At 73.6% G+C, this 14,880-nt stretch carries 8 protein-coding genes; 2 read left to right on the top strand and 6 right to left on the bottom strand.

Going from position 1 to position 14,880, the window contains the following annotated elements; all coding sequences use genetic code 11:
- Positions 1 to 13 precede the first annotated feature (13 nt).
- From G9H71_RS02405 to G9H71_RS02430, 6 genes are all read right to left on the bottom strand, one after another.
- Positions 14 to 469, bottom strand: a complete 456-nt coding sequence (locus G9H71_RS02405; RefSeq protein WP_166277224.1) for a DUF6941 family protein — start codon at positions 467 to 469, stop codon at positions 14 to 16.
- A 327-nt stretch (positions 470 to 796) separates the two neighbouring features.
- Positions 797 to 3,235 (bottom strand): ComEC/Rec2 family competence protein, encoded by a 2,439-nt coding sequence (locus G9H71_RS02410; RefSeq protein ID WP_331272692.1) that lies wholly within the window; start codon positions 3,233 to 3,235, stop codon positions 797 to 799.
- Positions 3,232 to 4,575 (bottom strand): ComEA family DNA-binding protein, encoded by a 1,344-nt coding sequence (locus G9H71_RS02415; RefSeq protein ID WP_269204422.1) that lies wholly within the window; start codon positions 4,573 to 4,575, stop codon positions 3,232 to 3,234. The genes G9H71_RS02410 and G9H71_RS02415 overlap by 4 nt, the downstream gene beginning before the upstream one ends.
- Positions 4,576 to 4,732: 157 nt before the next feature.
- On the bottom strand, positions 4,733 to 5,554 hold the full coding sequence (locus G9H71_RS02420; protein ID WP_331272693.1) for a DegV family protein: 822 nt from the start codon (positions 5,552 to 5,554) through the stop codon (positions 4,733 to 4,735).
- Between the two features lie 49 nt (positions 5,555 to 5,603).
- A complete protein-coding gene (leuS, locus tag G9H71_RS02425; RefSeq protein WP_166277230.1) occupies positions 5,604 to 8,462 on the bottom strand; it encodes a leucine--tRNA ligase in 2,859 nt (952 codons plus the stop codon).
- 271 nt (positions 8,463 to 8,733) lie between these two features.
- Positions 8,734 to 9,798, bottom strand: a complete 1,065-nt coding sequence (locus tag G9H71_RS02430) for a diguanylate cyclase domain-containing protein (protein WP_231134136.1) — start codon at positions 9,796 to 9,798, stop codon at positions 8,734 to 8,736.
- Positions 9,799 to 9,957: 159 nt separating this feature from the next.
- On the opposite strand from G9H71_RS02430, the gene G9H71_RS02435 reads away from it, so the two are divergent.
- Together G9H71_RS02435 and G9H71_RS02440 are read left to right on the top strand one after the other, a co-directional pair.
- The gene (locus G9H71_RS02435; RefSeq protein ID WP_331272694.1) at positions 9,958 to 11,616 is read left to right on the top strand and encodes a RecQ family ATP-dependent DNA helicase; all 1,659 of its coding nucleotides are present in this window, start codon (positions 9,958 to 9,960) and stop codon (positions 11,614 to 11,616) included.
- 262 nt (positions 11,617 to 11,878) lie between these two features.
- Complete coding sequence (locus tag G9H71_RS02440; protein ID WP_231133992.1) at positions 11,879 to 14,863, top strand: M36 family metallopeptidase; 2,985 nt, start codon at positions 11,879 to 11,881, stop codon at positions 14,861 to 14,863.
- Positions 14,864 to 14,880 lie beyond the last annotated feature (17 nt).

Below are 14,880 nucleotides of genomic sequence, written 5' to 3' on the forward strand. Positions count from 1 at the left end.
GGGGCGGGCCGCCTCAGGGAGTGACGCCCCCCAGGCCCATGGAGACCGGACGCACGAGGAACCCGCGGCTCCAGTGCTCCTTCGACTCGCCGTCGATCTCGAGCTGCCACGTGTAGCGCTCGCCGGGGGTCAGCGGCAGCCCCGGCCCGTAGTTCACGACAAAGCTGGCGTCGATGGGCGTGCCGTCGGGGGTCGCCGCGGGACGGCCCACCTGGACCGTGTTGGGGATGCGCAGCGGCACGTCCCCCTCGGGCCCGGGGACCAGGACGACGTGCCCGTCCGCGTCGAGCAGGGACAGCACGACTTCGTGGGGCTCGTTCGTCTGGTCCCACGGGATCCAGAGGAAGACCACGACCGCTCCGGCCGCGACCGCCGGGCCGGTGACCGACCAGCCGGCGCCGAGGATGTGCACCTTGCCGCCCGGCTCGGACTGCTGGGCCGAGTCGGCGAGGATGAGCACTGCGTCCATGCGCCGCACGCTAGTGCCTCCGCCACGGGCCGTGTCCCCGGGCTCCGCCTGCACCAGATGTGCAGCCACCGGTGATCGGGAGCGCTCCTGTCTCGCGGGTTCCCGGTGCGGACCGCCGGTTACCTCACGGCGCCGCAGTCCCTGCGGTGGCAGGCACGGCGGCAGCGGCCTCGGGAGTCGGAGTCGGATCGGAGTCGGCCAGCGTTCGTGGCCGCGAGCACGACCTCGAACGCTGGCTGACTCGCCCGCCGTCCACTTGGAAGCCTGCGGGCAGCTGACCGTCAGCAGCGGCCCGGGCCTCGATGCATCTGAGAGCCGACGCGGCGGTCACCGCTCCCGCCGCCCCGGGCCACGGCGTACGAGCGCGAGCTCCCCCTCCCCCGTCGTCACGACGGCCACGTCCCCGTCGGTGTCCGTCCGCCCGATCTCGACGCCCTGGCGCTGCAGCGCCGCGAGCGTCGTCATCGCCGGGTGCCCGTAGTCGTTGTCCACCCCCGCGGACACCAGAGCGGCGCGGGCGTGCAGCGACTCGAGGAACGCGAAGTCCTGGTGGGCCGAGCCGTGGTGCGGCACCTTGAGCACGTCGACCACGCCCGGCGCCGCGTCGCGCAGCGCCGCCTGGCCCGCCGGCTCCACGTCCCCGGTCAGCAGCATCCGGAGGCCGCGCGCCTCGAACAGCAGCACGACACTGGCGTCGTTCGCGTTCTCCCCGGCATAGGTCCGCGCGGGAGCGACGACCTGCCACCGCAGCTTCCCGGCAGAGCGCTGGTCGCCCGTCCCGACCGGCAGCGGCACGATGCCTGCGTCGGCCGCCCAGGCGGCGACCCGGTCCGCCTCCCCGGGCGGCTCCTCCAGCGGGCTCACTTCGAGCGCGGCGACGCTCCGGCCGCGGAGGACGCCGGGCAGCCCCTCGACGTGGTCGGCATGGAAGTGCGTGAGCACCACGAGGGCGACGCGCTCCACCCCGAGATCGGTGAGGCACCGGTCGGCGGCCTCCGGATCCGGCCCCGCGTCCACGACGACGGCGCCACCGGGGCCACCGTCGAGGACGAGGGCGTCCCCCTGGCCGACGTCGCAGGCGACGAGCAGCCAGCCGGGCGGTGGCCAGCGCGGGTTGACCGCAGGCTGCAGCAGCAGCGTCATGAGCCCGGCGAGCGCCGCCACCCGCATCGGGCGCACCCGCCACAGGGCCGGCCCGAGCAGCGCGCCGGCGCCCAGCACCGCGGCGAGCAGCGCCGCGCCGCCCCACCCCGCCGGCCACGGCACGGTCGCCGCCGGGAGCCCTGCGCTCACGGCCGCCACCTGCACGATCCACCACAGCGGCACCGCCGCGACGTGCGCGCACCCGGCCGCCGCGGCGGGAGACACCGGCGCGACGACCGCGGCGAGCACCCCGAGGACCGTGGCCGGCGCAACGGCGGGCGCGACGAGGAGGTTCGCCACGACCGAGACGAGGCTCACGGAGCTCGAGAGCAGGACGATCACGGGGGCCGTGAGCGCAGAGGCGGCGAGCGGCACGGCGAGCGCCTGAGCGACAACGAGCGGCAGCCGCCGTCGGTGCAGCGCGGTCACCAACGGCGGCGCGAGGACGAGCAAGGCGCCGGTGGCGAGGACCGACAGCGCGAAGCCGAACGAGCGGGCCTGCCAGGGGTCGAGCAGCAGCAGGACGATCACCGCAGCCGCCAGGGCCGGCACGCCGCGCCGTCGACGCCCTGTCGCGAGGGCTGCCAACGTGACGAGGCCCATGGCCGCGGCGCGCAGGACGCTGGGTTGCGGCCGCGCCAGGACCACGAAGCCCAGCAACGCCAGGGTGCCCAGGAGCGGGAGCCAGCGACCGCGCACGCCCACGCGTACGGCCACGAAGAGCACCGCACCGACGACGATCGCGACGTTCGCCCCGCTCACCGCAGTCAGATGCGTGAGTCCAGCTTCCTTGAAGTCGTCTTCGGTCTCGGAGGGCAGTCGGGACGTGTCTCCCACGACGAGCCCGGGCAGCAGCCCACGCTCGGCGGGGGCCAGGCCGTCCGCCGCGTCCCGGAGGCCCGCGCGGAGCACGCCGGCCACGCGTTGCAGCAGCCCCGGATCGCCGAGCAACGTCGGCCCGCCGTGCACCGAGATGGTCGCGGCCACTGCGTCGCCCGGCCGCGGCGTCGCCAACCGACCCGACGCACGGGCCCGTTGACCGGGGAGCAAGGGCAGCCAGGCCTCCTCGGACGTGAGGACTGTGATCGGTACCCGGAGCTCGAGACGTACGCCGCGCGCCGTCACCACTTCGGCCCGGGCGGGCACGACGACGAGGACCTCGCTGCGCCGCATGCCCTTGACCTTCGGCTCGTGCCGCTGCGGGTCTCCGGTGACGACGAGCTCGACCTCGGCACTCGCGCTCCGGGCCGCCAGCTCGGGCAGCGGCCCGGAGCGCAACGGAGCCGCTCGCAGCGCGGCTACCGCAGTCGCCGCGGCAGCGACGAGCAAGGCCGCGGCTGCCACCGTCGGCCACACCCGCCGCCGGTGCCCGCGCCACGCGAGCACGGCGCAGCCCGTCGCCGCCACCCCGGCTCCCACGGCGACGATGACGGCACCGGCCGCGGGCAGGACGAGGCCGAGCGCAGCGGAGCCCCATCCGGCCGCGGCCGCCGGGATGAGCCGGAAGTCCGGCCGCTGCTCCGTCTCATCCCCCGAACCGCTTCCGTTGCGGCGCCCGTCGCCGCCAGGACGAGTGCCTCCCGCGTGGGCGGCGGCGGCCACCGGGACGTCGGGGGCGGTCACACCCGGACGAGGTCGCGCAGATCGGCGAAGCGGGATTCACCGATCCCGTCGACCTCGCGGAGCTCGTCCACGCTGGAGAACCTGCCGTGCTCGGTGCGCCAGTCCACGATCCGCTGCGCGAGCACCGGGCCGACCCCGGGCAAGGTGTCGAACTGGTCGACGGTCGCGGCGTTCAGGTCCATCTGCCCCCCAGAGGCGGAGCCGCCGGCGGTGGCGGCACCGGGGCCGCCGGCTCCGGGCGCGGCACCGGCAGCCCCCGGGCCGCCACTCGACACGAGGCCGGCACCGGGCGGCGGGGTCTCGCCCTCCCCAAGCACCAGCACCTGCTCACCGTCCACGAGCCGGCGCGCGAGGTTCAGGGACCGCAGGTCGGCGCCCGCCGTGACACCACCGGCCGCCTCGAGCGCGTCCGCCACCCGCGCCCCGTCCGGCAGCTCGACGATGCCCGGGCGGCGCACCCGACCGGTGACGTCCACGACCAGGACCGCGGCTGGCCCGGCAGCGGCGCCGGACGCCTCCGCCGCTGGCTGCGCCAGAGGGCCCGACGCGGGGGTCGAGGTCGCCAGCTCGGCGCGCGGCGGGACCGCGACGGCGTTCGGCCGCGACGTGGCCCAGAGCAGCCCGACCACGACCACCGCGACGACCGCGACCGCGCCAAGGGCCAGCACCGCCGGGGGTGACAGCGCGAGAGCTCCGGAGCGCAGGGTGGGCGGCAGCCGGTCCGCGACCGCGCCCCGCCAAGCCTCGCCTCCGGTCGGCGCCCGCCGCCGACCTTGGCGCGCCGATGACGCCGTGCCCGGCTCGGGAGCCGCGACCGGGAGCGGTTGCTGCAGTGGCTGCGGCAGCGGCGTAGGGGGACTCGCCGGCTCGCCGGTCATCAGCCCCGGCATCCAGCCGCCCGACGTCGCGCCGCCGAGCTGCGGGCCGGCCAGCCGCGGGCCCTCGAACTCGGCGCCCCCGTACTGGGCGCTCCCGGACCCGGAGCCTTCGAATTCACCGTCCCCGAACCCGCCGCCTTCGAACTCACCGTCCCCGTACCCGGCGCGTCGGAACTCGGCGCGCTCGTACGGAATGCCTCGGAGCCCCCCATGCCCGAGCCCTCCGCCCAGCCCTGCATCCGCGGCCCCCGGGCCCTCGAGCTTCCCGTGCCCCCGCTCGCCGCCCGCAGCGAACGTCTCCCACTGCCCGAACCCCTCTTCACCGAAGCTGGGATCCCCCGCAGTGGCGGGATCGCCTGCAGTGGCGGGATCACCTGCTGCGGCGGGGTGCGACAGCGGCGGCGGCACCACAGAACGCAGGCGCAGGGCGGCCGGCGGCTCGTTCCGGCGAGGACGGGGCATGCGTCGACGCTAGGGCGGCCGAGCGCCGCTGGGTTGCCGCCGAACGCGAGCTGTGGACACCGCGCACAGCGCCTTCGCCCTGTGGACGAGGACCGGTGCTGCCGCCGGCCACGACCCGGAAGCCGCCAGCACGGCACGGCCACGACCCCGATGCCCGCTAGTGCGGCGCGACCACGATCCCGAGGACTCCCGGCCCGACGTGCGCGCCGATGACCGCGCCCACCTCGGTGACCACCAGCCGGCGCAGGCCGGGCATCAGCGCGGGCAGCCGGCCGGCCAGGTCGTGCGCGGTGTCCTCGTCCCCGAGGTGGTGCACGGCGACGTCCACCTCGTCGTCGCCCGCGTGCGAGACCGCGGCGGCGACCATGCGCTCGAGCGCCCGCGGCCGGGTTCGTACCTTCTCGAACGGCTCGACCTGCCCGTCGACCACACGCAGCAGCGGCTTGATGGCCAGCGCCGAGCCGAGCAGGGCCTGCGCGGCGCCGATGCGGCCGCCCCGCCGCAGATGCTCCAGCGTCGGCACCATGAACCAGATGCCGGACCGCTCGACCCGCTTGCGCGCGGCCGCTTCCACGTCCCCGAGGGCCGCGCCGGCAGCCGCGGCCTCGGCAGCGGACAGGACCGCGTAGCCCATGGCCATCCCGAGGGTCCGCGCGTCCAGGACGTGCACGTCGAGCGGTGCGTCCCGCGCGGCGATGCGGGCGGCCTCGAACGTCCCGGACCAGGTGGAGGAGAGGTGGATGGAGAGGCAGGCGGTGGCGCCCGCGCGCTCGGCCGCCGCGTACGCGGTGCGGAACGCGCGGGGCGTCGGGCTCGACGTGGTCACCGACGCCCTGCGCCGCAGCGCGTCCGCCACCTCGCCCGGAGCCACGTCGGGCTCGAAGGACTCGTCGCCGTCGAGGATGACGTGCAGCGGGACGACCGTGACCCCGGCGGAGGCCACGAGCTCCGCGGGCAGGCAGGCGGTGGAGTCGGTCACGATCGCGACCGACCCGCCCCTTCCGCCCGCCCGGGGAGCCACGAGGACGTCAGGCGGGGACGACGTTGACCAGCTTGGGCGCCCGGACGATGACCGTGCGGACGCCGCGCTCGCCGAGGGTGCGGCGCACTCCCTCCGTGGCCAGCGCCAGCTCGCGCAGCTCGTCCTCGGTGATCGACGGTGGCACTTCCAGCCGGTCGCGCACCTTGCCCGCCACCTGGACGACGCACGTCACGGTCTCCTCGACCAGCAGCGCGGGGTCGGCCTCCGGGAAGGGCTCGTAGGCGAGCGTCCCCTCGTGCCCGAGCCGCGCCCACAGCTCCTCCGCGACGTGCGGAGCGAGCGGGGCCAGCATGAGCACGAGCGGCTCGACCACGTCACGGGGAGCCGGGCCACCGCGCTTGGTGAGTGCGTTGTTGAGCTCGATCAGCTTCGCGCCGGCGGTGTTGAAGCGCAGCGCGGCGTAGTCCGCACGCACCCCGTCGATGACTCGGTGGAGCAGGCGCCGCAGCTCCTCGTCGGCCGGCTCTTCGCTGACGACCGTCGTGCCGCTGGCCTCGTCGACGACGTTGCGCCACAGGCGCTGCAGGAAGCGGAACGACCCGACGACCGCGCGCGTCTCCCAGGGCCGCGACACCTCCAGCGGCCCCATCGACATCTCGTAGAGCCGCAGCGTGTCCGCGCCGTAGGTCTCGGCCATCTCGTCGGGCGTGACGCTGTTCTTCAGCGACTTGCCCATCTTTCCGTACTCACGGTTGACGACCGAACCGTGATACAGGAACTTGCCGTCCTGCTCCTCGACCTCGGCCGCGGGCACGTAGACGCCACGCTCGTCGGTGTAGGCGTAGGCCTGGATGTAGCCCTGGTTGAAGAGCTTGTGGTACGGCTCGGAGCTGGACACGTAGCCCAGGTCGTGCAGCACCTTGTGCCAGAAGCGCGAGTAGAGCAGGTGCAGCACCGCGTGCTCGACGCCACCGACGTAGAGGTCGACACCGCCGACCGTGTCGTCCCCGCCCCGCGGCGCCATCCAGTAGCGCTCGTTCTCCGGGCCGACGACCTGCTCGGTGTTGACCGGGTCGACGTAGCGCAGGTGGTACCAGCACGAGCCCGCCCAGTTCGGCATCGTGTTGGTGTCCCGGCGGTACGTCTTCGGCCCGTCGCCCAGGTCGAGCTCGACCTCCAGCCACTCGGCGGCGCGCGACAGCGGCGCCTCCGGCATCGACTCCGCGTCGTCGGGGTCGTAGGTCCGCGGCGAGTAGTCCGAGACCTCGGGCAGCGTCACCGGCAGCATGGAGTCCGGCAGCGGCACGACCCGCCCGTCCTCGTCGTAGACGACCGGGAACGGCTCGCCCCAGTAGCGCTGCCGGCTGAAGAGCCAGTCGCGCAGCTTGTACGTCGTGGTGCCCGAGCCGGAGCCGAGCTCCTCCAGCCGCGCGATGGCCCGCTCCTTGGCCTCGACCCGCGACAGCCCGTTCAGGAACTCGGAGTTGATCGTCGCGCCGTCACCGGTGTAGGCGCCGCCCTCGAAGCCCTCCGGCGGCTGCACGGTGCGCACGATCGGCAGCCCGAACTTCTCGGCGAAGTCGTAGTCGCGCGTGTCCTCGGCCGGCACCGCCATGATCGCGCCGGTGCCGTAGCCCATGAGCACGTAGTCCGCGATGAACACCGGAAGCGGCTTTCCGTTCATCGGGTTGACGGCGTACGTGCCGGTGAACACGCCGGTCTTCTCGCGCGTGTCGGACGTGCGCTCCTCCTCGGTCTCGCGCGCCGCCCGCGTCCGGTACGCCTCGACCGCCTCGCGCGGCGTGCCGGCCCCGCCGGTCCAGCGCTCGTCGACCCCCTCGGGCCACGCCCCGGCGACGACCCGCTCGACCAGCGGGTGCTCGGGCGCGAGCACGACGTAGGTCGCGCCGAACAGGGTGTCGGGTCGGGTGGTGAAGACGCGGACCGAGGCGCCCTCGACGCCGGAGACGGCGAAGTCGACGTGGGCGCCGTGGGAGCGGCCGATCCAGTTGCGCTGCATCAGCTTGACCGGCTCCGGCCAGTCCAGCAGCTCGAGGTCGTCCAGCAGGCGGTCGGCGTACGCCGTGATCCGCATCATCCACTGGCGCAGGTTGCGCTTGAAGACGGGGAAGTTGCCGCGCTCGCTGCGGCCGTCGGCGGTGACCTCCTCGTTGGCAAGCACCGTCCCCAGGCCCGGGCACCAGTTGACCGGCGCCTCGGCGACGTAGGCCAGCCGCTTCGCGTCCAGCAGCTCGGCGCGCTCGACCCCGGACAGCGCCGACCACGCGCGCCCGTCCGGCGTGGGCCGCTGGCCAGACGCGTACTCCGCCTCCAGCTCGGACAGTCGACGCGCCTTTCCGGCGTCCTCGTCGTACCACGCGTTGTAGATCTGCAGGAAGATCCACTGGGTCCAGCGGTAGTAGTCCGGGTCGATCGTGGAGATCGAGCGGCGCGGGTCGTGGCCCAGCCCGAGCTTGCGCAGCTGCTGGCGCATGGTGGCGATGTTCGACTCGGTCGTGACCCGCGGGTGCTGTCCGGTCTGCACCGCGTACTGCTCGGCGGGAAGGCCGAAGGCGTCGTAGCCGAGGGTGTGCAGGACGTTGGCGCCCGCCATGCGCGAGAAGCGGCCGAAGACGTCGGTCGCGATGTAGCCCAGCGGGTGGCCGACGTGGAGCCCCGAGCCCGAGGGGTAGGGGAACATGTCCATCACGAAGACGCGCGGCCGGTCGTCGACGGGGCCGGCGAGCGGCCCGACGGGGTTCGGCGCGTGGAAGGTGCCCTCGGACTCCCAGCGGTCCTGCCAGCGCCGCTCGATGTCGGCGGCCAGCGTGGCGGTGTAGCGGAACGCCGGCAGCGCCTCCTCGACGTCCGCCGTCGTGCCCGGCTGGGTGCTGCTCTGCGTCATTCGTCCCGCTCCGTCGCTGCCGTCGTTCGCACACCCCGCGGGCGCCGTCGCCCCTGCTGTCCTGCGGCCGCGGCCCCGCCCGCCCGTCGAGGGCGTGACCTGCCCTGACAACGCGAGAGCCCCCCGGGACACCGAGGGGCTCGCCGCGTCGGCCGGGCGGTCCGGGCTAGCGCGGCTGGACGAGGAGGAGCGGCTGCGCTCGCATGCCGTCAACGGTAGCGCAGGACGCGAGCGGGGCGGGCGGCGAGGCGCGGCTCCCCGCGCCCGCCGGTCAGCGCGTCGCGTCCCGCCGCGACAGCGGGCCGGGCGCGTCCTGCAGCAGCGTGCAGCGGGCGAGCAGCTCCTGGCGCCCCCGCTCGAGCAGCGTGTCGAGGGTGCCCGCGTCCCAGGGGGCCAGCATCGCGCCGCCCGCGACGATCGACGCGGCGACGCGGTCGGCGTCGAGGGAGATCGCCCCCGAGCTCACCGCGGGGTCGGCGGCGAGGCGCCGGCTCACCCGGCGCTCGAGCTCGGCCGGCGGCATGCCCGGGCCGGGGCCGAGCACCCAGAACTCCGCGGCCTCCCAGTGGGCGACGACATCGGTGGTGCGGGTGGCGCCGCGCAGCGCCTCGGCGACGGCGACGAGGAACTCGTCGCGGGCCTCGCGCGGCAGGCCGGCCACGAGCCCGGCGCCGTCGGCCTGGACGATCACGCAGTGGACGGCGTCGCCCTGCCGGCGGGCCGTCTCGACGATCTGCGTGCCGAGCAGGTCGACTCCCTGCCGGTTCGCCAGCCCGGTCAGCGGGTCGCGGACGAGGCTCGCCTCGGCCGCCTCGAGCGCGGCCTGCAGGGCCTCCGCGTCGAAGCGGCGCTGCACTCCGATGCCGAGCGCGAGCAGGGTCGCCGGGAGGCAGCCGAGCACGAGGGCGAGGAGGTGGTCGAGGACCGAGGGCGACGCGAGCGCCGCGGCCAGTCCCACGGCCCACGCGCCGCCGAGAAGGCCCCACAGCACGCGCCCCGGCCGCAGGACCAGCCCCAGGGCGGCGACGGGCACCGCACCGGCGGCCGCCGCGGCGACGGTCCCCGTGAGCGCCGAGGCCGCCCCTGCGTACGCGGTGAGCAGCAGCAGCCCGGCGGCGGCGAGCAGGCCCGCCCGCCCCGGCTGCTTCCACCCCAGGGCCCCAACGGCACCCAGGGCGACTGCCACGACCGCGCCGACACAGAGCACGACCGCGCCGTGCCGCACGTCCGCAAGGGCTGCCGCCGCGCCGGCGAGCAGCACGAGGACCGCTGCCGCCGGCGCCGCCAGCGGCAGCGCACGGACGAGGGCAGCGGATGGTCCGGACGCCTGCGACATCGTCACGACCGCCCATCGGCAGGAGCTGGCATGTGCTTGAGGCTTCCACACGAGGTGCGCGGACGGAACCGACGCGGCGCTGATCACTCGTCAGATCCACACCTCTGGAGCAGAGGTTGCCCGGTTGACGGCATCTCCACCCGGGCAGGACGCCTCCCCGTGGACACGTACGCCGAGGGCCAGCACGCCGACGAGCAGCCGACCGCCGCCACGGACGGGCACGACGAGCACGACGAGCTCGACCGGATCCGCGAGACCGCCCGTGACGTGTTCGGCTGGGACGAGCTGCGCCCCGGCCAGGCCCAGGCCATCAGCGCCGTGATGCATGGGCGCGACGCGCTCGTGGTCATGCCGACCGGTGCCGGCAAGTCCGCGACCTACCAGCTGCCGGCCCTGCACCTGGACGGGCCGACCCTCGTCGTCTCCCCGCTGCTCGCCCTGCAGCGCGACCAGGCCGAGTCCCTGGGCCGCCGCGGAGAGGGCGCCGAGGCCGTCCGGGTCAGCTCGGACGTGGGGGCGCGCGAGCGGCGCGAGGCGTTCGAGGCGGTGCAGGACGGTGAAGCCGAGTTCCTCTTCATGTCGCCGGAGCAGCTGGCCAACGAGGAGGTCCTGGAGCAGGTACGCGCCGCCGCCCCGTCGCTGATCGCGGTGGACGAGGCGCACGTCGTCTCCGCGTGGGGTCACGACTTCCGTCCCGACTACCTCGGCCTCGGCGACGTCATCGACAGCCTGGGGCATCCCCCTGTCATCGCCCTGACGGCCACCGCCGCCCCGCCGGTGCGCGACGACATCGCCGCGCGCCTGCACCTGCGCGACCCGTTCGTGCTCGTGACTGGTTTCGCGCGGCCCAACATCAGCCTCGAGGTCGTCCGCCTCCGCACCGCTGAGGAGAAGCGCGACCAGGTCGTCCTGCGCGCGGCGTCGGAGCAGAAGCCGGAGATCGTGTACGTCGCGACCCGGCGCAGCGCGGAGGAGATCGGAGCGGCCCTCGCCGAGCTCGGCCTGTCGGCCGCCGCCTACCACGCAGGCATGCGCAAGGCCGACCGCGAGCGCGTGCAGGCCGAGTTCATGGACGGCACGCTCGACGTGATCGTCGCGACGAGCGCGTTCGGCATGGGGATCGACAAGCCCGACGTCCGGACGGTGATCCACGAGGCGATGCCGGACTCGCTGGACAGCTACTACCAGGAGATCGGCCGCGCCGGGCGCGACGGGGAGCCCTCGCAGGCGGTCCTCTACTACCGGCCGGAGGACCTCGGCCTGCGGCGCTTCTTCGCCTCGGGCAGCCTCAAGCGCGAGGACCTCGTCGCCGTCGCCCGTCTGCTGGCCGAGGGCCTGGACCGGGACGCCATCGCGGAGCGGACAGGGCTCGGGCCGCGCAAACTGGTCCGGCTCCTCAACGCGCTCGACGAGACGGAGGCGGCCGACCCGCGCGAGCGGGCGGACGAGGCGGTCGAGGCCGAGGAGGCGCGCCGCCGGCTGGACCGGTCGCGCATCGAGATGCTGCGCGGCTACGCGGAGACGGACGGATGTCGACGCCAGTTCGTGCTCGGCTACTTCGGCGAGGACCTCGCCGAGCCCTGCGGCAACTGCGACACGTGCCGGGCAGGAACGGCACAGGAGGCGGCCGAGGAGGTCCCGGAGGACGCGCCCTTCCCGCTCCAGTCGTCGGTCACCCACGACACGTTCGGCGAGGGCATCGTGATGCGCTACGAGGAGGACCGCGTCGTCGTCCTCTTCGAGCAGGAGGGCTACAAGGTGCTCGCCCTCGACGCCGTCACGAGCAACGGGCTCCTCGAGGCGACGAGCGAGGCCTGACACGCGTTCCGTGTCCCGGCTGAGGCCCCATCACGGACCGACGCCGTTGCCTCAAGATCACACCGACAACATCATTGACACTGCGTAGTCACGAGGTTGCAACAATCTTTGCATTCTGCAACGAGATTTCGGCCAAGTCGTTGCAAAGCGGCGGTTTCGATGGTTGCCTACGGCGCGCGCCCGGACCGTGGCGCAGGGGAACGCGAGGCTGCCGAGAGCCTCGCTCATTCTGGAGGCATGTGTGCCTACAACGAGAAGCAAGATGGCTTCTGCCGGGGGTGTGGGCGTCACCGCGTTGATCAGCATCGCGCTGATGAGCCCGCCCTCGTCGGCCGTGGCGGCAGGTAGCTCCACGGCTTCCGTGCCGCCGGTGCCCGTCGGTGTGATGGGCGAAGGGCTGCCGGACAAGTCGATCGACGTGCGCGCCGGATCACTGGCCCCGACCGCCGCCCAGCGCGAGGCGATCGACGGGCGCGCGGTCCGGTGGAACAAGTTCGGCACGCCGGCCAGCATCGTCGAGGCGGGCGACGGGGCGGAGGTCAAGCTCTCCAAGGCGCAGCGCGCTTCGGTGAAGCGCGCTGCGGTCGGCGCCACCGCTGCCGACCCGGTCGTCGTGGCTCGGCAGTACCTCATCGACAACGTCGCGCTCTACGGCCTGAGCGCCGCGGCGGTCGACAAGCTCACCCTCGTCACGACGACGCCGATCGGCAAGGGCACGGTCGTCGTGTTCCGACAGACGCTGGGTGCGCTGCCGGTCACCACCGACGGGATCGCGAGCATCGGGGTCCTCGAGGACGCCGTGCTCTGGGTCTCCTCCAACCTGACGCGCGACGTGACTGCGCCCGCGCCGGCGACGCTCAGCGCGGACGAAGCGAAGGCGATCGCGCTGCGCGAGTCCGGCCTGGTCGAGGGTGAGCTCACCCAGGAGCGCGTCCTGCTCACCGCGGTGCCCACCGCGACCGAGAACCGCGCCGCGTACGAGGTCACGCTGTTCGGCCCGACCGACGTGGCGAACCCGATCGGCACGCAGAGCTGGGTCGACGCGCGGACCGGCGAGATCCTCGTCCGCGACGACCTCTTCGACTACGCGAGCGACAAGAACAACACCAACCCCGACTGGCTGGTCTTCCCGGCCAACCCGCCGGCGGACTACTCCAGCAACGACACCCGCATGCGGGTCTGCTGGAACAAGGAGACCGACTGCGAGCTCAACGTCAACTGGGGGATCTCCGCCCTTCCCTGGGACGTCGACCCGACCACTGGCCTCTCCACCTTCACCACCGCGGGCAACAACACGCTCGACGTGGAGAAGTGGAACACGACGAACGGCAACACGTTCGGCACCAACTACGCGACGCCGAGCCCGACCCGGCAGTACTTCTACCCCTGGACGAACCAGTGGCAGGAGTCGAAGTGCTCGCCCGACGTCTTCACCTCCCCGCAGCGCAACGACATCGACGCGGCCATCACGAACCTCTTCGTCCAGCACAACCGCATGCACGACTTCGCCTACAACCTCGGCTTCACCGAGGCGACGTGGAACATGCAGCGTGACAACCTGGGCAAGGGCCAGCTGGGCAACGACCCCGAGCGCGGCAACGCCCAGGCGGGCGGCGTCGTCGGCGGCCCGCCGAGCTTCGGCGCCCGCAACAACGCCAACCAGGGCACCGGCCCGGACGGCATGAACAACATCACGAACATGTACCTGTGGCAGCCCAACGCGGCGAGCTTCTACGCTCCCTGCGTCGACGGCGACTACGACATGAGCATCATCGGCCACGAGTACACCCACGCGATCAGCAACCGCATGGTCGCCGGCCCGAGCCGCGGCCTGGGCGGGGCCGCCGGCGGCGCGATGGGCGAGTCGTGGTCCGACCTGGTCGCCGGTGAGTACCTCTACGAGATGGGCTACACCCCGGCCGGCAACAGCCCCTGGGTCACGGGCGCGTACGCCACGGGCGACCCGGTGACGGGCATCCGCAACTACGACATCAGCAACAGCCCGCTGAACTACAGCGACGTGGCGTACGACCTGCCCGGCGCCGAGGTCCACTCGGACGGCGAGATCTGGAACGCGATCCAGTTCTCCGTCCGCTCGGCCCTCGTGGACGAGTACGGCGACGGCACCCCGTCGAAGAACGAGAAGTGCGCCAACGGCCGCTTCTCCTACGAGAACTGCCCGGGCAACCGGATGTGGATCCAGCTCATGTTCGACTCGATGGTCATGACGGCACTGCCGCAGCCGACCTTCATCGACCTGCGCAACGCGATGCTGGCCGCCGACAAGCTCCGCTTCGGCGGCGCCAACCAGGCCATCCTCTGGGAGGGCTTCGCCCGGGCCGGCCTCGGCCAGGACGCCTCGACGACCGGCCCGGCCGACGCCGACCCGGTCGCGTCGTTCTCCGCGCCCGGCGGGCAGAACAGCGTCGTCACCTTCGCCCCCACCGGGGACGCGGCGGGCAAGGCGGTCAAGCTCTTCATCGGTGACTACGAGGCGCGTGCCACGCCGGTCGCCGACACCGACCCGGCCACCGCCCGCGGCAACACCTTCTCCATGGTGCCGGGCACGTACAGCGCCGTCGCGCAGGGTGCCGGGCTCGGCCTGCAGCGCCTGACGATCACGGTGGCCAAGGGCCGTCCGGTCACCGTCGCTCCCGACATGGCCCTCAACGTGGCCTCCGCAGCCAACGGCGCCACCGCATCCGGTGACGGCGTCTACACCAACTCCCTGATCGACGACACCGAAGCCACGAACTGGGCTTCGCTGAACTCGCCGGTTGCCGGGAAGGCGGTGACGGTCAAGCTCTCCGGCACCGGCGCTCAGAAGGTCGAGAAGCTGAACGTCAGCGCTCATCTCCACGGCGCCACCCCGGCGAACACGCTCGACCCGCAGACGCAGAACCGCTACACGGCCCTGCGCCAGTTCGCGGTCTACGCCTGCAACACCGACACCGGCACCGACTGCTCGAACAGCGCCAACTTCACGCTGGCCTACACCAGCCCGGCCGACGCGTTCCCGGGCCGTACGCCGCGGCCGCGGGCGCCCGAGCTGATCTTCCGCTCGTTCGACATCCCGACGACGACGGCGACCCACCTGCAGCTCCGCGTGGTCCACACGCAGTGCACCGGCGGGCCGGACTACAACGGGCAGCAGGACAACGACCCGCGCGCGAACGAGGAGTGCGCGACGGGCAGCCCGCAGGCGCTCAACGTCCGCGCGGCCGAGTTCCAGGCGTTCACGCGCTGACGCTCCCCGGCTGAGGC

The sequence above is a fragment of the Motilibacter deserti genome, assembly GCF_011250635.1.
Taxonomy (GTDB): Bacteria; Actinomycetota; Actinomycetes; order Motilibacterales; family Motilibacteraceae; genus Motilibacter_A; species Motilibacter_A deserti.

Coding starts and splice junctions, on each gene's coding strand:
- leuS (WP_166277230.1), bottom strand. CDS start 8,462: ATGACGCAGAGCAGCACCCAGCCGGGCACGACGGCGGACGTCGAGGAG.
- G9H71_RS02430 (WP_231134136.1), bottom strand. CDS start 9,798: ATGTCGCAGGCGTCCGGACCATCCGCTGCCCTCGTCCGTGCGCTGCCG.
- G9H71_RS02415 (WP_269204422.1), bottom strand. CDS start 4,575: ATGCCCCGTCCTCGCCGGAACGAGCCGCCGGCCGCCCTGCGCCTGCGT.
- G9H71_RS02440 (WP_231133992.1), top strand. CDS start 11,879: ATGGCTTCTGCCGGGGGTGTGGGCGTCACCGCGTTGATCAGCATCGCG.
- G9H71_RS02405 (WP_166277224.1), bottom strand. CDS start 469: ATGGACGCAGTGCTCATCCTCGCCGACTCGGCCCAGCAGTCCGAGCCG.